Here is a 21,482-nt window from a genome sequence, read left to right as displayed (position 1 = left end):
GTTATAAAGCTAAACTTATTTTTTATATTGATAGTTAGTGATTTTATGACTGAATTGAAAATGTGCTTGTATCAAGCTGCTTTCAACGCTAGTCATCTTTGCCGGGGCGGGACTACAAAATCTTCTTATAACAATAAAATTTTTGCCATGCTCCTTTTTGTATTTAACTCACAACACCCTCACTCCAATAGAAGTAAGGGTGTTGTTACATATTTAAGTTACTGTATGAACGCTATCTAGGCTATAAATATCTTCTAATATTGCATTGCGACGATATTCTGTTGATTTTACTCTTCCTGTAATTTCAAAATAGACTGTGCCGCCATTAAGTTTATGAATATTAAAAGAGATATTTTCGATATTATGTTTTTCTAAATATGCGTAGATTTCTTGTTTGATATAATCTGTATATTTTGCTTGTATGCTGATTCGAATTGTTTCTTTCTTCACAATTTTTAAATAAGAAAAATCGCTTCTTAAAAAGAATTGAACGATTACGATTAATATCGTAGATAATATACCTATAAAATACAAGCCAGCACCTAGTGCCATTCCTACACCTGAAGTAATCCACAGACCAGCAGCAGTAGTTAGACCATTAATACTTTTCCCTTTAATAAGTATTGTACCAGCACCGATAAAGCTAATACCGCTAACTACTTGAGCTGCTACACGTGACGGATCTAAATGCATATTATGATACTGCAATATATCATAAAAGCCGTATTTTGAAATAATAATAAAGAGTGCAGACGCAGCCGCTACCAAAATATGTGTTCTAATACCCGCAGCTTTAAGTCGCTGCGCACGCTCATAACCAATGAATGTCGCACACAAAACAGCTAAAAATATTCTAAAAAATAGTTCTAATTGTAATAACATTTTACCCCTTCTTTCAAATCTAGAACTATAAAATCATTCATATAAAACCGCTGAACGTATAACTTATCCCGAAAATCTTTGCTTAATATTATATCACTATTTGTGTATTCAATATAGCAGCATGTATATTGCTTGCAATTTAAAATACTATATTGCTTTACCTGTTTTTTTATTGCTTACTCATAAAAAACTGATACAGCATATGTTGATATGCTGTATCAGCTTTTGTGTATTATAAAGTTTTCCTAATCATTGACTTAAACAGTTACAACACCCATTAATAAAGCAATGAGTAACATAACGATTGCGAAGCCCCATATCCAGAAGAATGCATATTTAATATATGTTCCCATGTTCGCTTCTGCTAAACCAATAGCTAACCATAATGCTGGTGAGAATGGGCTGACGAAAGTACCGATAATATTACCGATAAGCATAGCATAAGCCGTTGATACTGATGGTACACCGAATTGGCCTGCGGTTTGTTCTACAATAGGTAATACAGCAAAATAATAAGCATCTGTACTTGTTAATAAGTCTAATGGTACGCCGAAGATACCTACGATTACGTGCAAGTATGGTCCAACTGCGTTAGGTATAATATGAATTAAAGTTAACGCGATTGCTTTTAACATGCCAGTTTCGTTTAGGACACCTAGGAACATACCCGCAGCAATGATTACTGCTGCCATCATTAGCGCATTAGGTGCGTGTGCCTTAAGTCGATTCATTTGTTCATCGACATCTGGGAAGTTAACGATTAAAGCAATAGCTACACCAATCATAAATGCAAATTCTGGAGGTGCGATATTTAATAACATAATAACGATAATAGCTAAAGTTAAAATAACGTTAATCCAGTTTATCCATGGATGTTTCACTGCCATACCACGCACTGGGAATTTAACTTCTTGATCGCGTTCGTATACTTCTACTAATTTATGTACATCGACATGTTGTGTATCTTCTAATTCACCTTTTGCCACGGCACGATTAATTCTTCTTTTTTCTCTAAACCCTAAATACACGGCAAAGATTAACACAAGAAAAATACCAACAATTTGAACCGGTATGACGCCATACCATAATTCATTCACACTTTTGGCATGGAGTACTGATGCCGTACGGGCCATCGGGCCACCCCAAGGCACCATGTTCATTACTGACGCACTTAACCCTAATAGCAAAATAAGTAAGTACTTATTCATGTTAAGTGCTTTATATAATGGTAATAAAGCTGGAATTGAAAGTAAAAATGTTGTTGCACCCGCACCATCAAGTTGAATAATTGTCCCAATCAGTGCCGTCATAATACAGACGATAATAACATTACCTCTAGTAATCAATATAAGCCGTTTTACTAACGGTTTAAATAAACCCGCATCAGTCAATAAGCCAAAGAATATAATGGCAAAAATAAACATAATGACTACGCTCATAACTTGATCTAAACCACTATTGAAATATTTAACTAGATCCCCAATGCCATGTCCCAATATGAGTGCTCCAGCACTAGGTATTAAAATCATACCTACGACAGGACTTATACGTTTAGCAATGAGTAACCCTACTATTGAAATAATGATAATTAGGCCGACTATAGTAAGCCATATACTATCGTGTTGCATAAACATCCCCCTCTGTTTATTAAAGCGCTTACAATAAAGTATTCACTCATTGTAACAGAGAAAATAATATAAAACTATAAGTATATTATATATTTTTATATTAAATACTAAACAATAAGTTATGCTTATAATATACAATTAATATATCTTAATTAGTTAATTTAATTTTTGCATATAAAAACACTTCTAAACTAAAAATATAGAAGTGTCAGTCATTTTAAAATTATTTGTGTTGTTACTCTTTTCTGCCCCATACACCGAACGCCATATCGCGTATAAACGCTGCCTGTACTTCTTCTGCTTCATGAGACATATTCGCCTTAAATCGCTCAATAGAAAAGTCATTGTCTATAATTTCATGGTCTTTCATTCTCGTTTCCATCATGTCAGTTAACCATTGTAAATCATTATCGTTAGATGTTTGGATTAAAGCTTCGGCGATAACTTGGGGTTGAGGTATGCCAATATTAAGGTACATCATATATAATTTTTGACCGATATGAATATCGCCGCCTTCAGCTTCTACCGTATCCCACACACGTTGAATGGCTTGTTGATGTAATGGCAATTGGCTCGCACCGGTACCTCCATTAATCGCATCACTTTCTTGGAAACATAAAATGCCACCAGGCTTTAGAAATCGTTTTAAATTTTGTAAACATGCTTTCGCTTCTGGTAGATACATCAAAATTCTTCTGCCAACAATTGCGTCAAATTGACTCAAATCATCAGGCAATTGATACACATCACTATTTATATATTCAATATTGTCGGCGTTATTATTCGTTTTTGCCAGTTCTAGCAATTGTTCATTCACATCTACGCCAACTACCTCACCTGCCGCACCTACTATTTCTGATAGTAATTGGGTCACCTCACCTGTCGCACAACCTACCTCAAGTACACGCATACCTTCACGAATATGAGCCGCTTCGAACAGTCTTAATGTAAAATCATTTCTACCTTGATGTTTCATAATTAACTCCTTTCGCTACTTCATTTTCATTAGCGTTATATTCATAGCGATTTCATTATCCTACATTTAAATATTTTGGTTAAGTAACTTGCTTTCAAACACTCAATATTTGATGTTGTAACGCTTTGGTTTTCCACGCCATGTTCAAGGGAATATTAACTTAAATATATGATGTTATGATGTAAATATTTTCAAAGGGGTGCTAAAGATGCAATTAGGTGTTATTGGTGCAGGCCATATGGGAAGTGCTTTAGTAAAAGGATTTTATAAGTCGGATAACTTAAATATGCAAAATGTTTATATTAAATCAGGTAACAGTGATAAAGCTAAAAAATTGTCATCAGAAGTAGGCGCATCACTCGTTCACCGTTATGATGATTTGGCACACTGTGACATGATACTTTTAGTCGTAAATGAAAGTGCAGTTAGAGAAGTTCTCGACAACTTAAGTAGCGTAGCGAATGAAGAAACGATGATCGTTTCAATAATACCCTCATTATCTATTGCTGATATGGAACGTGTATTTTCTAAACAACAACCTATCATCAGCTTGTTACCGAATGTCGTCGTCGAAATAAACAAAGGTTTAATTGGATACGCACATAATCAACGCCCTCAAAACAATACAATGATTAAGGAGGTATTTAGCTGTTTAGGTAAGTTAGTAGAAGTTAAAGAAAGCGAATTAGATATTTTTAGTACAATGTCTGGATGTGGACCTGCCATTGTCGATGTCTTTGTGGAAGCTTTATCTGACGGTGCCGTACTCAATGGTATGGACAGAAATCTTTCTTATGAAGTGATATTAGAAATGATAATTGGCGCCGCACAATTGGCTCAAGAAACAGGACAACACCCTGGCGCGCTCAAAGACCAAGTAACCTCTCCCGGAGGAAGTACTATCAAAGCTACTAACGCATTAGAAAAAAACAACTTTAGATACGCCCTCATCGATGCTATAAACGCTGTTGGCAGAAGATAATTAATAGAACGGGACAAAAATCTTATTGTTATAAGAAGAATTTGTAGTCCCGCCCCCAGCAAGGACGACTAGCGTTGAAAGCAGCTTGGTACAAGCGCATTTTCAATTCAGTCATAAAATCACATACTATAAATATAAAAATAACATTATCTTTGTAACGATTTTGCATCGTGCTGACCACTTGGGGAAGCGTATGAGTGAGAGACTACAGGCTCGAGGCATACTATCCTAAATCAAGGCAAGCATGCGCGGCAAAATCACTGAATTAAAAATAGAGCCTGAAGACAATTTTATGTCCCAGGCTCTATTTAATTATTTATTTTTCAGGAAATATAAATCAAAGTTGAAACTGATTTTACTTGAATCTAACTGATAAGCTGAATTCAATTCTGGTCCACAACTATTAGAACCAATACCACTCTGTAGATAATCAATATATAAATAAGTGTTACCTTCATCCTGCAACTCATCTTTATGCGCAGTATGCGTCAGTTGTTGTAACGAATAATGTGTTGTATTAAAACTAAATGGCGTATCACTCTTAGCAATAATTGAAAACTGTTGGTTAGCTAATTGCACAAAGCTTGTTCCCATATGACTGCCAGTTTCTTGTGGTTTAATATGATTTGCTCCATTTTTCTCAACTGTCGTATTAAAGTAATCCAAATACGCTGCTACACCTTTATCTTGATAGTTATTATATGGACCATAACCATAATAATCTACTTGTTCATAGGCATTGGTTAACACAAACGCTAAGCCAAAACGTGGTAAATACGGTGCTTTCACGTTTCGTTCAAGGTCAAAACTGACATTTACTTTGCCATCTTTATAAACCGACCAAATTACGTTCCCTTTTAAAATTGGTGGCACCACATCATCTATCACGACTGTTTTAAATATTAGGTTAAGCCTATCGCTTTTTTCAACGATTTCATAATCTTTAGCGATAGTAAATGCATCTTTATAACCTGCATATTTCCACTGCGCTTTAATGTTCACATCATTATCAGTAGGCGCTCGCCAAATATTAATCTTAGTAGATGCATTGAGTACAATTACATCATTGTGTATAACACTTTCTAAATTACTCGTGTTTTTATTAAATGCATAAACTAAAGACCCACATTTAACATTTATGATATTACCCACTTCATTATATGAAAGTTGATGACTGTATGAATGGCTAACATCATATGTTTTTCTCTCATAAACAACTTGATCATAACCTAATTCAAATCCTTTATTTCTTAATCCTTCCTCTACGTTCAAGTTATATTTAAACATAACGGCGCTTAAATTTTCAGTAGGTATATAACTACTTATATCGATATCTTTAATTGTTTTAGGCTTAAATTCATGGACGTTAACCGTAAACACTTTAACATCTTCATTTAAATAAGTCGCATAGCCTGTAATGGTAATTATGTCTTCGATATGAGTAAAATCCAACTGATTTCTGAATGAAATTTTATCCCCCTCTTGCTGAATCAATTTAATAGGTCTATGTTCATATTTGAAATCATAATAACTATCGTGTAGTTCACGATTTGGCATGACAATACCATCGACACAGAAATTGCCATCATGTAGCCTTTCTCCAAAATCTCCACCATATCTAAAGACAGGTTCACCATTTTGTATGCCAACCGTTATCGCATGATCACACCATTCCCAAACGAAACCACCAATAAAGCTATCATAGCGTTCTACTAATTCTTGATATTCATGTAAATCACCAGGTGAATTGCCCATTGCATGCGCATATTCACATAAAATAAACGGCTTATCTAACTTACTATTTGTTAAATAGTGTTGTTCTATTTCTTTAGGTGAAGGATACATACGACTAATCATATCTACGTTTGATACATCATAATTTTTGGCCTTATCTCTGTATAAAGTACCTTCATAATGTAGTGGCCTTGTTTCATCTAATGCCTTTGCACTTTTCAAGCCTTCTACCATGTTAATACCAAATCCTGATTCGTTACCCATTGACCACGAAATAATAGAATTGTAATTTTTTAACGGAATAATTGAAGCTTCAATACGTTCTATAACGGCAGCTTGGTATTGTGGATCATCCATGATTAAGTTGAAATTATCTTGATCATCTTCCCCATAAAATCTTACGACACCATGTGTTTCTAAATCCGCTTCACTCATCACATAAAAACCATAATAATCTGTAAGCTCATAAAATAAAGGAGATTTCGGATAATGCGCAGTACGAATAGCATTAAAATTACCTTGTTTCATTAATTTTAAATCCTGCATAAATTGCGCTTCGTCCATAACGTAGCCCGTATCTGGCGTATTATCATGGTAATTCGCACCTCTTAACTTAATTGACGCGCCATTAACATAAAGTTGGTTGTTTTTTATTTCAACTTCTCTTATACCAACCTTTTGTGTAATCGCTTCTTCCTGCGTCACGATTAATACAGTATATAAATTCGGTTGTTCCGCAGACCACAATTGAGGGTTATTAATATCAAAACGATAGTGCTGTTCAATGCTTTGTTTTGCTATTAAATCTCCTTGTGGATTATATAACTGTACCTCGGCTTCGTTTAACTGTGCTTTACGTGTTAATTGTACATTTATATATGCAAGCGCATCATCGACTAGATGCGGCGTAATATTAAAGTCATCTACCCGTGATGTTGCACGCTTTACAACATAGACATCTCTAAAAATACCTGAATGACGAAACATGTCTTGGTCTTCAAAATACGTACCATCTGAATATTTTACAACGATAACTTTTATATTATTCAAACCTGCAGAGACAAAATCTGTAATATCAAATTCAGATATCGAATGTGATATTTGACTATAACCAACAAATTCATCATTAATCCAAACATAAAAGGCACTCGCTACGCCTTCAAAATTCAAATGGTAATCGCTTTGTTGATTATAATTTTCCAACACAAAGTTTCTTTCATAACTACCACAAGGATTATTGTGTGGCACATAAGGTGGATCAAATGGTATTGGATATTGTGTATTTAAATATTGTAGCTGGTCATATCCATGTAAATTCCATACTGCGGGTACAGTGAGGTGTTGCTTTTTCTCCTTGTTTAAATCAGCTACACAACTATCAAAAGAATCAAAGTATTCAAAGTGCCAATCACCATTCATAACAGTTACATTGCTCGTATTATATCTTGTCGTAAAGTCGTATGCTGCTTCTTGTGGTTTGTACGGTATATAAAATGCACGTCTAGGCAGCGTGTTCACATTTTGGATATCTAAATTTTCATGAAATATTTGTTTTAACATCATTGTTCATCTCCTTATTTAATTCGTTCTCTATGTTCTCTCTGACGTTTATATTGCAACGTTTGTTCTATATCTTTTAAGAAATCGCCTTTCAAATTAAATGCCTTATGGTAAAGTATCGCAGTTAGACAGACGAAAATTGCAGGTGCCACGATAATCAGTACACGTATACCATTTACGGTAACCGTAGATTGCGTTTCATTAGGCGTGAAACCAAATATTGATAGTCCAACCCCTACGATTAAAGCTGCTACAGCTTGTGATGCTTTTGTTAAAAATGTATTCGTTGACGTAATAATACTTTCATTACGTTGACCAAATTTCACTTCTCCATAATCAATAACATCTGCAAGCGATACAGTCGTAATACCAATCATAAAGCCAGAGCCTATACGCAATAAGCCTGCACCCAAGATAACGAAAAATGTACTTGTCGGTGCTACAAATCCTGCAATAAGGATAATAATTAGACCAATGAGGATTAATGAAATAGATGTATTGAACGATTTCGTTCTTCCTACTAGCTTTATAAATCTAGGTAATAGTAATAAGCCCAACATTTCGCAGACAATCATTGCATTAAATACTGAAAATAAATGTTCCACATTAACTACATATTTAAAATAATATATGATAGACCCATTAATTATTTGCAGACACATATTAAAGGTTAGTAACACTCCCATAATGGCTAGAAGTTCTTTATTTTTAAACAATATTCGGGTAATATCTTTAAAATTAACCTTTATTCCTATTTGTTGTTCCATTTCTTTATCTTCTGGAACCTTAAATACAGTTACGCCAATTGTTATAATGAACGTTAAACTACATATAATTGCAAAGACAAAAATACCTACTGTGTTGCTACCATTGCCAAAAACTTCTCCAAATTTATGTATGAAAAACAAACCAAAAGTACCAACAACGAATGCCGCTAAACTAGCAAAGAATCTAGGAATTACCGATACTTCTTCACGTTCTCGAGGATTATGCGTTAAATTAGGCAACCATGACCAATAAGGAATATCCATCATCGTATAAGTCATACCCCACGCAATATAAATAATAGCTATATACACATAATTCCAAGGATGTGAAAAATCAAAATTTGTAAATAATAAAACTGTTATAACCGAGTTAACAATCGTTCCAATAACCAACCAAGTTTTAAATTTACCAAATCTATTGCGTGTATTATCAACAATCATTCCCATAATCGGATCATTGATGGCGTCCCATATTCTTGCTACAAAAAGTAAGACCCCCACAAACGCTGGAGATAATCCAACAATGTCGGTGATATAAAACATAAGAAATACACCAACTATATTGAAAATGGCATCTTTGCCTATGGCACCAAAGCCAAATGAAAATTTTTGCATACCAGTTAAATGTCTATTCAATTCTATACACTCCTCCAAAGGTAATGTTAAACGCTTTCATATTCTGTTTTTTAAAATTGTATCAGACGCTTTTGAGGGTTAGAATAGAATTATGGTGATAAAACATGGTTAAATGTTTCCTAACAATAGAAATTACTTATCAATAAAACTATAAATATTGTGTAAATCATAATTTTATAAGAGGTGGAAGATGCAACTACTTTGGAAGAAATTTAAAAAACTACATATCGATGCTAATTTAGTTGAATGTGGTATAGAGGTCGGTGTGCCTAATGCAGGCTATAAATATACTGTGGATAAAGATGCTATTTTACATATCGTCACTAAAGGCGAAGGTACTTTTAAATGTGACGGCAAATTATTTCATTTACGACAAGGCGATATGTTTTTACTTGAGAAGGATAAGTATGTAGAATATGTGCCTTCGTTTGACAACCCATGGACTTACTACTGGGTAGGTATGAGTGGCGAACAAATTTTAAGTTATTTATCACGTAGCACCATCGTTGATAATCATGTCGTCATAGGTGGATACACTGAAGATATTTGCTTAATTATTAAAGAAATATGCAAACTTTCCGAAACGATTGAACCTTCTAATTCTAATGATATATTAATGATGCAATATTTATATAGCTTAGTGTTTAAACTGCAAGAGCGCTTTCCTAAAGCATTCCAGTCCAATATAAATATAATCAATGAAGATATACAAAATGCAGTACAATTTATAAATGCTCATTACCACACCAATATATCAATTGCTAAAGTTGCGAATGAAATCAACGTTACACGTAGTTATCTTTATAAATTATTCAAACAAAATTTAAATTGTTCACCCAAAGCATACTTAACTTATATACGAATGTATCACGCCTCAGAATTATTAAAAAATCAAAATTTACGAATCAATGAAGTCGCTTCAAAAGTTGGTTACAGCGACCCATTACTCTTTTCCAAAAACTTCACCAAGCATTTTGGTATTAGTGCTACCCAATATCATAAAAATTTTGTGTGATGGCATATAAAAAAGACCTACATTATAATGTAGGTCTTTTTCTTAGCTCTTATACTTCTTGTAAATGGCTCAATTTGTCTGCGTTGTCGGTGAAAACGCCGTCTACGCCCCAATTGGCTAATTGATTGGCACGCATTACTTTGTTGACGGTCCATACGTTGAGCTCGTATCCTGCTTCTTTAATTGCTTTAACTTTTGCTTGTGTGAGTGATTTATCTTCGATGTTTACTGTTTTTGAATTACAGAAGTCTAATATTGTACGCCAATCTTCTTCAAAAGCTGCCGCTTTAAATATGACTGCACGTTTGAATTGTGGCATTAGTTTTTCGGCTAATTTTACTAGCATTACATTAAAACTAGAAATCAATATTTGTTGGTCATGTTTTAAATTAGCTAATTTATCGCTTACTTGTTGAACCATACTTTTGGATAATTCAGTACCTTTGGGTCCTGTGACGCCTTTTAATTCTACATTTAAATTCATATTATAGTCATTGGCAAAATCAATTATATCATCAAACGTGGGTAGCTGTTCGTCTTTAAATTCGGTGCCATACCATGCGCCAGCTGATGCTGATTTTATATCGCTATAATTATAGCTTGTTACTTCACCTGTCATGTTCGTCGTACGATCTAAGTAATCATCATGAATAATAACTAATTGTTCATCATCAGTAATCGTAACGTCTAATTCAATCCAATTTATGCCTTCTGCTTTTGAAGCAGATTTAAATGATGCTATGGTGTTCTCTGGAGCCTGACTTGGCAAGCCTCTATGTCCATAGACAGTAAACATAATTTCACTCCTTAATTAAGTCATGTTTTTTCACACATAATTATGCTATGCTCAGAGTATATTTTCATCATTGCTTCTCTGAATCAACACAATTGTATTATCACATGAATGTTTTATTGTTTCCATTCAGAAGTACATACGTTTTAATTTTGGGGAGGAACGCTTATGTCTACACAAGCTATCACGATACATACGAAGCAAGATATTATCGATTATGTAAATGGGCAAAAAAACGCAAAACGTACCGCTTTGTTATTAATCATCGTACTGGGGACCATCTTTTTAGATGCTTACGATTTAACAATTTTAGGTACTGCAACTGATCAATTAACTTCGGAATTTAAACTGTCGCCAAGCTATTTATCTTTCGTCATGACGGCAATGCCATTCGGGGCATTCTTTGGGGCAGCGATCGGAGGATTCTTTGCAGATAAGTTAGGGCGTAAGCTTATTTTATCTGTATCATTAATTTCACTTATTATCGGTTCATTGGGTGCCGCTTTATCACCTACACCTGCTATTTTACTCTGTTTTAGATTGTTAATGGGCTTTGCTATTGGTATGGATAGCCCAGTCGCGTTTACTTTCGTAGCCGAAATTAGCAACCAAAAAGATAAAGGCCGTAACGTTAACTATTGGCAAGTGGTATGGTACATAGCCGTCGTATCATCTGCACTTCTTGTTATGCTATTTTACGCTCTAGGGACTGGTACACTATTATGGCGTTACACAGTAGGTTTAGGTGCTGTCTTTGCGACAATTATTTTAATACTGCGCCTATTTTATTTAAGTGAAAGTCCTACATGGTCTATGAAAAACAAAACGCTAGTCCAAGCTAGCCGTGAGTTAGAAAAAAACTATAATATTAGCGTTAACATTGAACCTTATGAAGGCGAAAATGAAGAATTTAAACGTACAGAGGTCAAACACCCACTGCGTACATTGTTCGATAAACGATATCGTAAAAGAACGATACTTGCTACTTCAATTGCTACGTTACAAGGGATGCAATACTACGCGATTGGTTTATATATCCCATTAATCGCTGCTTACGTTATTGGAAATAACAAACTTGAATCACTTTCAGGTACGGCTTTAATTAACGTAGCTGGTATAATTGGTGGTCTAACTGGTGCGTTATTAACGACTAAGTTTGGTGCACGTAGACTAACGATTACAGGCTTCAGCATTGTTGCCTTTACGATGATTATAATTGGACTCTTTTATGGTCAGACGTATACTTGGCTCATTGCCTTTATGGTTGCACTATTCCTCTTCGGACATTCAGGTGGACCAGGTACACAAGGGAAAGCTATCGCTGCTTTATCATATCCAACAATTTTACGTGGTAAAGGGACAGGTTTTGTAGAATCAATCAGTCGTTTCGGTAGTATGTTTGGTACGTTCGTCTTTCCAATTATTTTAGCAAGTTTTGGTTTAAATAAGACGATGCTCATCATTGCTATCTTCCCTATCTTAGGTTTAATCATTACTAAACTTATTAAGTGGGAACCGGTCGGTAAAGACTTAGAGTACGAAGATCAATATATCGAAAAAGTTTAATAACGATAACTGCACAGTGGCTTTACGGTCACTGTGTTTTTTGTTTATTTTCAAAAGGTTAGACTACCTGTTAGTCTAAAAATGTACATTGCAACTTCTGGTTGCGGCACTTCAACTCATACTATCGTGACTTTAAGGTGGAAAACGGGTATGTTTAAACCAAAGGGAGTGATCTTATGGAATTGGCTAAAATTATTAAAAAGCATCGCGAATTAAATCATTGGTCACAGGAAGAGCTAGCCGAAAAATTACATGTTTCAAGACAGAGCATTTCAAAATGGGAAAGCGGAACGAACTATCCTTCACTAGATATCCTCGTTGCTATGAGTGATTTATTTGATATTACGTTGGACCATTTAGTTAAAGGAGATAGCGAATTCAAACAACAAATTTTAGACGGCAACTTAAACAAACATGATAGAAGAGGACGAACTATGGGAGACTTTTTTGCGGGATATTGGTGGCTAATCTTTCCTCTTGGCGGTTTCTTTTACGGTATCTTCGCCCAAATCGTTAAACTTTTCCAATAAGATCGACTTATCAACATAAAAAGGGAGCGGGACAGAAATCTTAATTGTTTAAAAAGATTTTGTAGTTCCGCCTCGGTAAGGATGACTAGCGTCGAAAAAAGCTTGATACAAGCTTAATTTCAAGTCAGTCAGCTACTTACTAATATAAAAATAGAGTCTGGAAACAATATGATGTCCCAGACTCTTCTTTATGTTCTAAAATTTCAGTGCATTTTTAACATTTTTTACTGATTTTGCTGAAGCTTGTAATTGTTCTTTTTCAAATTCATCCAGCTCTAATTCCACAATTTTTTCAATGCCGTTCGCACCTAATATCGTTGGAACGCCTAAATATATATCGTTATAACCATATTCACCTTCTAACAGTGTAATCGTTGGTAATAAACGCTGTTGGTCTTTAATAATTGCTTCTATCATACTGTAAAGTGCTGCGGCTGGCGCATAATATGCCGAACCGTTCCCTAATAAGTTAACAATTTCTGCCCCACCTTGTTTAGTGCGTTCTACAATCTTATCTAATACATCGCTTGCTAAGAGCTCTCTTACCGCTACACCGTTAACATTAGTAGAATGAACGAGTGGCACCATCGTATCGCCATGTCCACCCAAGACAAGGCCTTTCACGTCTTTGACGGAAACATTTAGTTCTTGAGCAATGAATGTTTGATAACGTGCCGTATCTAATACACCAGATTGACCGATAACGCGTGCTTTCGGAAAGCCTGAAGTTTTATATACTGTATAAGTCATTGCATCGACAGGATTTGTTAAGACAATGATTTTACATTCAGGAGAATATTTTACAATTTGTTCCGTAACATCTTTCATGATTTGTTCGTTCGTTTGTACCAGATCATCCCTACTCATGTTAGGCTTTCTCGCCACACCAGCTGTAATAACTACGACATCCGAATCTTTGGTAGCTGCGTAATCTGACGCAGCATTAATACTTACATCAAAACCAAAAATAGGACTACTTTCTAATATATCTAACGCTTTACCTTGAGCCGGTTTTTCACTTTGAGGTCTATCAATTAACACTACATCTGCTAGTTCTTGCTGTGCCACAATAAATGCGAGTGTTGCACCTGTATTGCCGCCCCCTATAATTGATACTTTCTTTTTAGACATTTGCGTCGCCTCCCTTGGTAACTTCACATCCATTGTAGCACATGAAAAACATTTTCATTATGATAAAGCTTAATCATTAGACTTACCTTTATACCACGCCACTGCTAGTTTTTCTGTGTTTTTAATGAAGTCATTTTTGCCAGCCATGTATGACTCAATGTCGTTCGGGTATGTTGCGGCTAGTCTTGATTTTAAATTACCATATTGGTTTGCTATTTCTGGGTGGGCAATTAAATATGCTTTAAAAGCTAGATGTCGGATAATATCATTTTGATTACTTTGATCGAAAATATGTACATGGTGTGTTCTTTTACTCGCTTCTTTATTATTTTTTCTAAAGAATCGTCTGCCCGATATACCATTTTCTCCAAGTGGCTTATAACCAAGTGCTTCCATCTGCTCATCGAATTTATCAACTTCATTAATATCACTCACAATGGGCATAATATCGATGACAGGTTTCGCTTTTAAACCTACTACGGACGTACTGCCGATATGATGTATTTCCAATAACAAATCATCATATATCGCTTTTATCTTTTGTGCTTCCTGTTCAAATTCATTTTTCCAGCGTGGATTATGCGTTATGACCTCGACTTGCATATAACAACCTCCTAAATAATGAGTTATATATCATTACGCTATTAACTGATTTATTAGTATTTTACCCTGTCATTGTATTTATTAGTTCACATATTTATTGTTAAAGATATGTAAAATGGTACTTTACATAAAAATATGCTATTATGTAGATAAATAAAATAGTTCTCTTATTAAGAGTGAGTGGAGGGACTTGGCCCTGTGAAGCTCCGGCAACAGCCTTTTGGCGATGTGCTAAATCCAACAGTTATGTATAACTGAAAGATGAGAAGATGTGTGGAAGCTCTTCTGATCTAGAAGGGCTATTTTATTTGCAAAAAATAAAAAAGGTGGTCATATTATGACAACATGTCGCGAATTATTTTCAGAATTAGAAGAATGGGAAGCATACAAGCCAATGAATATGCCAAGCAGTATTAGTAAAAACATGCATATTCAGGAAACCAAAAGAAAAATTATCGATAAGTTACTAAGTAACGTCGATTTAAACAATCAAAAGGAAGACATTATACAATTAGAAGATAAGCATAAATAGCAAAAAAGCAGTCTTAGTGACTGCTTTTTTGCTATTTATGCTTATTGAAAATGCGAATTGAACTCATAATTTAATTTATTTCGGGTTTAATTACTGTTGCTGAGCTGGCATCATCGAGACCTTTATTTTTGGTTTCTGGTGCCATAAAGATTGAAACGACAAAGCCGATAAATAGTAATCCTGATGAAATATACATCGTTGTACTTAATCCATAGTTAGACAATATAACCGGGAAGAAGAATGTACTGATCGCTGAAGCGATACGGCTGACGGTAGTTGTAAATCCACCACCTGTACCTCTAAAGTGTGTCGGATATAGTTCATAAGGATAAATCCATTGGTGACTACTCATACCAGTATTAAAGATACCGTAAGTAACAAAGAGTAATAGTATTATCCAAAATGGCGGATTATTGCCTGATACTACGCCTAATACGAATAGCGCGATAGTCGTGATTAAAAATGGCCATAATAAAGTTGCTCTTCTGCCAATTTTTTCTACAAAATATAATGCTGGGAAGGCTCCGATTAAATAAAATAAGTTAATAATTGCAGAACCTAAATATTCTTGCGAACCGCCTTTCAAACTAAATTCAGACAGTATTTCAGGTATATATGTACCTATTGCAAAAGTTGTCATAACTTGTACTGACCAAAATATTGAAATAAATAGCGTTCTTTTACCGTAACCATTTCTAAAAATATCTAATAAATTAGGCTTTTGTTCTGAATGTTCATTTTGACTAACTTGGACATGATCGCCAAACACACTTTGTACGATGTCTTCGGCTTTTTGTTTTTTGCCATGCTTTAATAACCAATGTGGTGATTCTGGCATATTTAAACGTGCAAATAGTAATACGACTACAGGTACTGCACCACTCGCTAGCATCCATCTCCAACTCGTTTCATTGCCAATTGGAATAAGTAAATATCCAACAATAAATGATACGGCGTAACCGATAAACCATAATGCATTGATACCACCTAACAATGCACCACGATTTTTCTTCGGTGCGAACTCACTCATTAGTGAACCTGCGATAGGATAATCCATACCTAACGTGACACCGATTAATATTCTTAAGATGACTAATTGTGTTGGATCCGTCACGAAAAACTGAGATATCGTAAATACACCGAGTAGCAACATGTCGATGATAAACATTTTCTTTCTACCTATAAGGTCGGTAAAATAACCACCGACTAAACCTCCGAAAACCATACCAAGTAACGTCCCCATTCCTAGAAGACCTACAGTAGTTACGGACATATTAATATCTTTTTGCATTATCGAGAGTGCTATAGCAATGATACCGAGCGCATAGCCATCTACGAATGAACTACCACTACAATATGCAAATATTTTCATGTGAAATCTACAAAACGGAACATCTTCCATCGCTTTTGTCTTTTCCATTAAATCTTGCCTCCCAAAATATACAGAATGTTAATTACAGTATTTGCTGTATATCATTTTGATAGAACGCTAATAGACTGTTAATGTCTTGTGCAGCTGTAAAACCTGTTTGAATAGCTGTTTCTGTATAAAATGTACCTAAGTAGTCCCCTGCTAAATATAAGCGTCCTTCAGGTTCTGTTAAAATAGGTTGTATATCGGCACGTCCTGGATAAACATAAGCCGAACCATATGGGAACTTCTGCACATGCGCTTCTACTACAATATATCTAAAACCTGGGAACATTTCTTCAATATCATCTAAATATTGCTCTAAAATTTCTTCCTCAGATTTGTCTAATAATGCGCGACCTCTATTAGCCGGCGAGAAAGTCATAAAGCTACTACCCTGATGACGATGACTATGCATACTGTGTGTTAAATTTGAATTATGAATCAAAATATCAAATGACTTTTTCGGCGTCGCAAAGGCGTAAACATCGTCCCACACTTGTTTTTCTGTTTCGTTCGTCAAAAAGGAATCGCTTACATGGGGGCCGTACTTAATTTGACTGAGCGCATCATTTAAACGTGGGCTCAAATTTTTTGTTACTTTTCGCGTAATAGGTGCTGGTGTCGCCATAATGATATAACGTGCAATTTCAGTATATGTTTTGCCGTCTTTTTCATATTTCACGCTAACAAAATCGTCATTATTTACGACTTCTTGAACATGCGCATTAAGCTCAACGCTGTCTTTAATACGACTAGCTATCGTATTTGTTAAAGTCGATGGCCCACCTACAATGTTACGTGTTAACCCATCTTCCTTATTCCAAATCATGTCAAAATATGCCACGCCTGCGCCTGCAGAAATTTGTTCTGGCTCGCCAGTTGAACGGCTTACAGTAGGTCTAAAGATAGCATCTGCATCTTCTGGCAATTTTCCTGTAAAATCAGAAAATGTTCTGTTATTCATAAAGTTAAAGATACGTTGTTGTTGTGTACAGTAATCTTCATGCGCACGTCTTTTAGCTATTTTGCTATATTTTAAAACTGCACCTCTCACTTTTGCTCCAGCAATCAACATAGAAATACGATCTTTCCAAGACATAGCAACTCTAAACGGATACAGCTCAACATGACCATCTAACAACAATTTGCCATTTAATTGCATCGCTGAAAGCTTTCCTGGAACTGGTAGTGCTTTTACGCCTACTGATTTTAATAATTCATCTGTCGCTGAACCTTTACCAGCGTAAACATGGCCGCCCCAGTTCATCCAATAATTTCCACGACGTTCAGACATCACTCGTCCGCCTACACGATCTTCGGATTCTAGTAGTAAAATATCATGGTCTTTTAAACGCCACGCCGCTGATAATCCTGCTAATCCTCCACCTACAATAATCACGTCTTTCATATATAAGCACCTTCTTCATTTACTATTTTTCTCTGCTACGGTTTAGTTAAGTGATTCTAATAACTGTGCAATTTTTTGCTCATATTCTTTAGAAGGAGACGTTAAAGGTTCGCGACAAGTTGTTGTGTCAAAAATACCTAACGCTTTCAAGCCAGCTTTGACAGTACCTGGAATTACATCTTCTTCTATAATGTTAAATAATGGTAATAATTGTTTATTAATTTCTATCGCTTGTTGGATATCATTGTTTTTCACTAATTCATATATTTTGGCTACTTTATCAGGTACTAAGTTTGGTGCGATTCCAATAGCGCCTTCGCCACCGATTGCTAATGTAGGTAAGAATAAATCTTCATAACCGTTAAGTAATGCGAAAGTTTCTTCATTTTTAACTAACTCTAATAATTTTGAAGTGTGGATACCGTCGGCAGTATTTTTAATACCTACCACTTGACCTAATTTACTAATTTCAGCTAAAACTTCTGGAGATAATTCGATACCTGTAGCTTCAGGGTAATGGTAAATAACAAGACCAATATTAGTATTATCAGCAATAGCTTGGTAAACGGAAACGGAGTTCTGTTGTAATGGGAATGCCCTTAAAAAATAAATTATTAAATAATAAAAAGCAGTTGCCTAAAAAGCAACAAAAGCTGTGCGACTATATTTTGAAAAATTTTGAACATCTTGGATTAATTACAATTAAAGAATTATCACACAAGGCTGATGTCGGTGTCTCTACAGTTATGTGCACTATTCATGCATTAGACTATGAAAATTTCAATGATTTCCGCCGAGATATTTATAATGAAGCCTTACCGAATGAAACTAAATTCACATTACAAACGGCATTTATCGAAAATGAACAACAACATTCCGACCCTTTAACATCTGTTTGGGACAAAAGCGTTCAATTACTCAACCATTCTTTAAAAGATGAACTTGTAAGTAACTTTAATCTAGCAATCGACTATATAGAAAATGCTACAAGCGTTAGTATTCTCGGCACTAGACCATATAAAGCAACAGCGCTATATCTAGAACAATTACTGAATGAGTTTTATTTTAATATTCATCAATTAAGTCATGATTTAGATGCCATGTTTGATAAAATCATTAAACTAAAGCCTGAAGATGTCCTTGTTGTTTTTGCCTTTGAACCTTATACAAATTCAGTGATTAACGCCGTAAAAGAAGCTAACAGATTAAATATCCCTATTATTCTTATTACGGATTACGATTCATCTCCATTACTCGAATATGCCACTGTCACATTAAAAGTTGCTGTGCAAAAAAATCATTTTACCGTTCTGCTTATCATCGCATTAATTGATGCCATGATTCTTAAAATTGGTAATGATTTTTCAAAATCCACGGTCGAAAATCTAAAACAACTTGAGGACGCACTCGACCGCAATAATGTGACTTATCGGGATGAAAACTAACAAAAAAGCTAAGACATGTTACATGTCTTAGCTTTTTCCTATTTATTAACCTTTCACCTTCAACCCTCTATAACGATTTAACGCTGCACAAAATTCTTGTTTTCTAGGCAGCGCTAAATTACCAGGATGTCCACTATGAGGCGAAATCGCATCTAGTCCTTCTTTGCCGATGAAATCATATAATTTATCTGCAGCTTGATTTATAGTATCTCGTTCATTTAAAAGATGTTGTTGGTAATAATCAATCATCATTGCCAGACACTCAGTTTGGCTCGTATCTACAAGTTGTTCTAATCCTGTAATATCGATAGATTCCTTGCCATATAAAATGTGAAATTGACCCTTAACCTTAAATCGAGCATCTTTACCTTTTTTATTAAAACTTGATTTCAGAGGTATTCTTGCTGGTAATTCTCCAAAGTGATTTTGTGAAATATTTTCACGTTCATATCCCGTTGATTGTGCTATATCTTTAGCATTTTTTGTCGCATCTTTTAATACATATTCATCCATCATCAATATTTGATCTGCAACTTCGAAATAATCGCCTGAGCCACCAACAATCAATATCGTAGATACATGATGATAGTCATATAACGGTTTCACCTTACTAGCAAATGGTGTTATAGGTTCTTTTTCAGGTGCAATTAATTGTTGCATGCGCCCATCTCGAATCATAAAATTCGTAGCAGAAGTGTCTTCATCAATTAAGAGTAGTGATGTATTTGCTTCCAATGCTTCCATCACATTAGCTGCTTGTGACGTACTGCCACTCGCATTTTCAGTAGAAAATTGTCTAGTATCTTTATTTCCCGGTAAATTATTAATAAAAGGTCTAATATTAACTTTTTCAATATTCCTACCGTCTTCTGCCCTAATTTTTGTTGCATCATTACGTGTAATAACATACTCACGACCATCACCAGCTATATGATTATAAACACCTCGTTCTAATGCTTGTAACAATGTCGATTTCCCATGAAAACCGCCACCGACTATGAGCGTAATACCTTCCGGCACACCCATACCTGTTATCGTTTTACCGCTAGGCAAATTCAACGTAATTTCCATATTTTGAGGGCTTGTAAAAGCTACGGAACCTTGCATCACTTTATCCGAAACACCACTTTTACGCGGTAAAACAGAGTTATTAGCAACAAAAGCTACTAAATTTTGTTGCTCTAGTGCTTGTCTAATATATACTTGGTCTAACATTAAAGTAACTTGTTCTTTAAGAGACTGACTATCAATATTGTTATATAGTAAGCTTTGGTCGACAATAGTAGGGATCAAATGTGTTATGACGTGAGCAGCTGCCTTACCTAATATTTTTCTTCCAGTTGCAGGTAAACCTACTTCAAGACGTACTTCGATATCTTGTTCATTAATTACTACTGAACTGCGTGTTAAAATTTCTTGACCACAACTATCAATAAAAATTTTAGCCGACTTACCATTGTCCGCTTTAATAACATTTTGAATACCTTCTTTAACATTTCGTGTTAAGAAATCCGCCACGGCTGTCACTTTGTCTCGGGTATCTAATAGATTATTTGGAATGCCGGTAGTCTGACGGCTTATTAAAATCCTCATCTTACTAGGTGGTGCGAAAGGATCAACTTGCACATGATCTATGGCTAATCGAAATTGTTCAAACTGATACATGCCTTTAACACGTTTATAGGCACCATATTTCTGTCCATCTAATGAAACCAACAATTTGTTTAAATCAGTACCTTTTTTCACGGTAAAACTCCTTTTATGTTTAACTTCTTTTTTCACTTACCCGTTCATCTGATTTATCAAAACTTTTATCTATTTATGACAATTAAATAAACTCATATATGTTAGTATAAATACAATTAAATTTTATGAGGTGA

18 protein-coding genes and 1 riboswitch are annotated in these 21,482 nt (G+C 35.0%); of the genes, 6 read left to right on the top strand and 12 right to left on the bottom strand.

The features are described 5' to 3' along the window. Positions 1 to 213 precede the first annotated feature (213 nt). From RPL90_RS03940 to RPL90_RS03930, 3 genes are all read right to left on the bottom strand, one after another. Positions 214 to 882: an MgtC/SapB family protein gene (locus tag RPL90_RS03940; protein WP_313545754.1), complete on the bottom strand. Its 669-nt coding sequence runs from the start codon at positions 880 to 882 to the stop codon at positions 214 to 216. A gap of 257 nt (positions 883 to 1,139) precedes the next feature. After that, positions 1,140 to 2,510 carry a CitMHS family transporter gene (locus tag RPL90_RS03935; protein ID WP_313545752.1) on the bottom strand — a complete coding sequence of 457 codons (1,371 nt, stop codon included), beginning with the start codon at positions 2,508 to 2,510 and terminating at the stop codon, positions 1,140 to 1,142. Between the two features lie 235 nt (positions 2,511 to 2,745). Then, positions 2,746 to 3,486: a class I SAM-dependent methyltransferase gene (locus RPL90_RS03930; protein ID WP_313545750.1), complete on the bottom strand. Its 741-nt coding sequence runs from the start codon at positions 3,484 to 3,486 to the stop codon at positions 2,746 to 2,748. 208 nt (positions 3,487 to 3,694) lie between these two features. On the opposite strand from RPL90_RS03930, the gene proC reads away from it, so the two are divergent. Continuing rightward, the gene (proC, locus tag RPL90_RS03925) at positions 3,695 to 4,468 is read left to right on the top strand and encodes a pyrroline-5-carboxylate reductase (protein WP_313545749.1); all 774 of its coding nucleotides are present in this window, start codon (positions 3,695 to 3,697) and stop codon (positions 4,466 to 4,468) included. A 312-nt stretch (positions 4,469 to 4,780) separates the two neighbouring features. Here proC and RPL90_RS03920 read toward each other — a convergent pair whose 3' ends face one another. Next, on the bottom strand, positions 4,781 to 7,765 hold the full coding sequence (locus tag RPL90_RS03920) for a glycoside hydrolase family 2 TIM barrel-domain containing protein (protein ID WP_313545748.1): 2,985 nt from the start codon (positions 7,763 to 7,765) through the stop codon (positions 4,781 to 4,783). Between the two features lie 11 nt (positions 7,766 to 7,776). Further along, positions 7,777 to 9,165, bottom strand: coding sequence for a melibiose:sodium transporter MelB (melB, locus tag RPL90_RS03915; RefSeq protein WP_313545746.1), 1,389 nt, complete (start codon positions 9,163 to 9,165; stop codon positions 7,777 to 7,779). 190 nt (positions 9,166 to 9,355) lie between these two features. On the opposite strand from melB, the gene RPL90_RS03910 reads away from it, so the two are divergent. Then, positions 9,356 to 10,180 carry an AraC family transcriptional regulator gene (locus RPL90_RS03910; protein WP_313545744.1) on the top strand — a complete coding sequence of 275 codons (825 nt, stop codon included), beginning with the start codon at positions 9,356 to 9,358 and terminating at the stop codon, positions 10,178 to 10,180. Positions 10,181 to 10,229: 49 nt separating this feature from the next. Here the strand turns inward: RPL90_RS03910 and RPL90_RS03905 are convergent, their stop codons facing one another. After that, entirely contained in the window at positions 10,230 to 10,976 is a 747-nt protein-coding gene (locus RPL90_RS03905; RefSeq protein WP_313545742.1) for a glycerophosphoryl diester phosphodiesterase, read from the bottom strand. Positions 10,977 to 11,141: 165 nt separating this feature from the next. Between RPL90_RS03905 and RPL90_RS03900 the strand changes: the two genes are divergently transcribed. Continuing rightward, positions 11,142 to 12,539 carry an MFS transporter gene (locus RPL90_RS03900; RefSeq protein WP_313545741.1) on the top strand — a complete coding sequence of 466 codons (1,398 nt, stop codon included), beginning with the start codon at positions 11,142 to 11,144 and terminating at the stop codon, positions 12,537 to 12,539. Between the two features lie 176 nt (positions 12,540 to 12,715). After that, a complete protein-coding gene (locus RPL90_RS03895; RefSeq protein ID WP_313545739.1) occupies positions 12,716 to 13,069 on the top strand; it encodes a helix-turn-helix domain-containing protein in 354 nt (117 codons plus the stop codon). 195 nt (positions 13,070 to 13,264) lie between these two features. Here the strand turns inward: RPL90_RS03895 and mdh are convergent, their stop codons facing one another. Both mdh and RPL90_RS03885 read right to left on the bottom strand, forming a co-directional pair. Beyond that, a complete protein-coding gene (gene mdh, locus RPL90_RS03890) occupies positions 13,265 to 14,200 on the bottom strand; it encodes a malate dehydrogenase (RefSeq protein ID WP_313545737.1) in 936 nt (311 codons plus the stop codon). A gap of 69 nt (positions 14,201 to 14,269) precedes the next feature. Next, positions 14,270 to 14,803 carry a GrpB family protein gene (locus RPL90_RS03885; RefSeq protein WP_313545735.1) on the bottom strand — a complete coding sequence of 178 codons (534 nt, stop codon included), beginning with the start codon at positions 14,801 to 14,803 and terminating at the stop codon, positions 14,270 to 14,272. Between the two features lie 164 nt (positions 14,804 to 14,967). Continuing rightward, positions 14,968 to 15,071: riboswitch (SAM riboswitch) on the top strand. Between the two features lie 69 nt (positions 15,072 to 15,140). Here RPL90_RS03885 and RPL90_RS03880 point away from each other — a divergent pair. Continuing rightward, the gene (locus RPL90_RS03880; RefSeq protein ID WP_313545733.1) at positions 15,141 to 15,335 is read left to right on the top strand and encodes a hypothetical protein; all 195 of its coding nucleotides are present in this window, start codon (positions 15,141 to 15,143) and stop codon (positions 15,333 to 15,335) included. Positions 15,336 to 15,405: 70 nt separating this feature from the next. Here the strand turns inward: RPL90_RS03880 and RPL90_RS03875 are convergent, their stop codons facing one another. Genes RPL90_RS03875 through RPL90_RS03865 form a run of 3 tightly spaced genes read right to left on the bottom strand, consistent with a single transcriptional unit; the run spans position 15,406 to position 18,769 of the window. Then, on the bottom strand, positions 15,406 to 16,755 hold the full coding sequence (locus tag RPL90_RS03875) for an MFS transporter (RefSeq protein WP_313545731.1): 1,350 nt from the start codon (positions 16,753 to 16,755) through the stop codon (positions 15,406 to 15,408). A 34-nt stretch (positions 16,756 to 16,789) separates the two neighbouring features. Beyond that, positions 16,790 to 18,157 (bottom strand): flavin monoamine oxidase family protein, encoded by a 1,368-nt coding sequence (locus RPL90_RS03870; protein ID WP_313545729.1) that lies wholly within the window; start codon positions 18,155 to 18,157, stop codon positions 16,790 to 16,792. A 42-nt stretch (positions 18,158 to 18,199) separates the two neighbouring features. After that, a complete protein-coding gene (locus RPL90_RS03865) occupies positions 18,200 to 18,769 on the bottom strand; it encodes a dihydrodipicolinate synthase family protein (RefSeq protein WP_313545762.1) in 570 nt (189 codons plus the stop codon). On the opposite strand from RPL90_RS03865, the gene RPL90_RS03860 reads away from it, so the two are divergent. Next, a complete protein-coding gene (locus tag RPL90_RS03860) occupies positions 18,745 to 19,602 on the top strand; it encodes a MurR/RpiR family transcriptional regulator (RefSeq protein WP_313545727.1) in 858 nt (285 codons plus the stop codon). The genes RPL90_RS03865 and RPL90_RS03860 overlap by 25 nt on opposite strands. Positions 19,603 to 19,647: 45 nt before the next feature. On the opposite strand, the gene RPL90_RS03855 is transcribed toward RPL90_RS03860, so the two are convergent. Further along, positions 19,648 to 21,348 carry an ABC-ATPase domain-containing protein gene (locus RPL90_RS03855; protein WP_313545725.1) on the bottom strand — a complete coding sequence of 567 codons (1,701 nt, stop codon included), beginning with the start codon at positions 21,346 to 21,348 and terminating at the stop codon, positions 19,648 to 19,650. Positions 21,349 to 21,482 lie beyond the last annotated feature (134 nt).

The organism is Staphylococcus kloosii, assembly GCF_032139365.1.
Taxonomy (GTDB): Bacteria; Bacillota; Bacilli; order Staphylococcales; family Staphylococcaceae; genus Staphylococcus; species Staphylococcus kloosii_A.
This window is presented reverse-complemented; position numbering and strand designations above follow the sequence as displayed.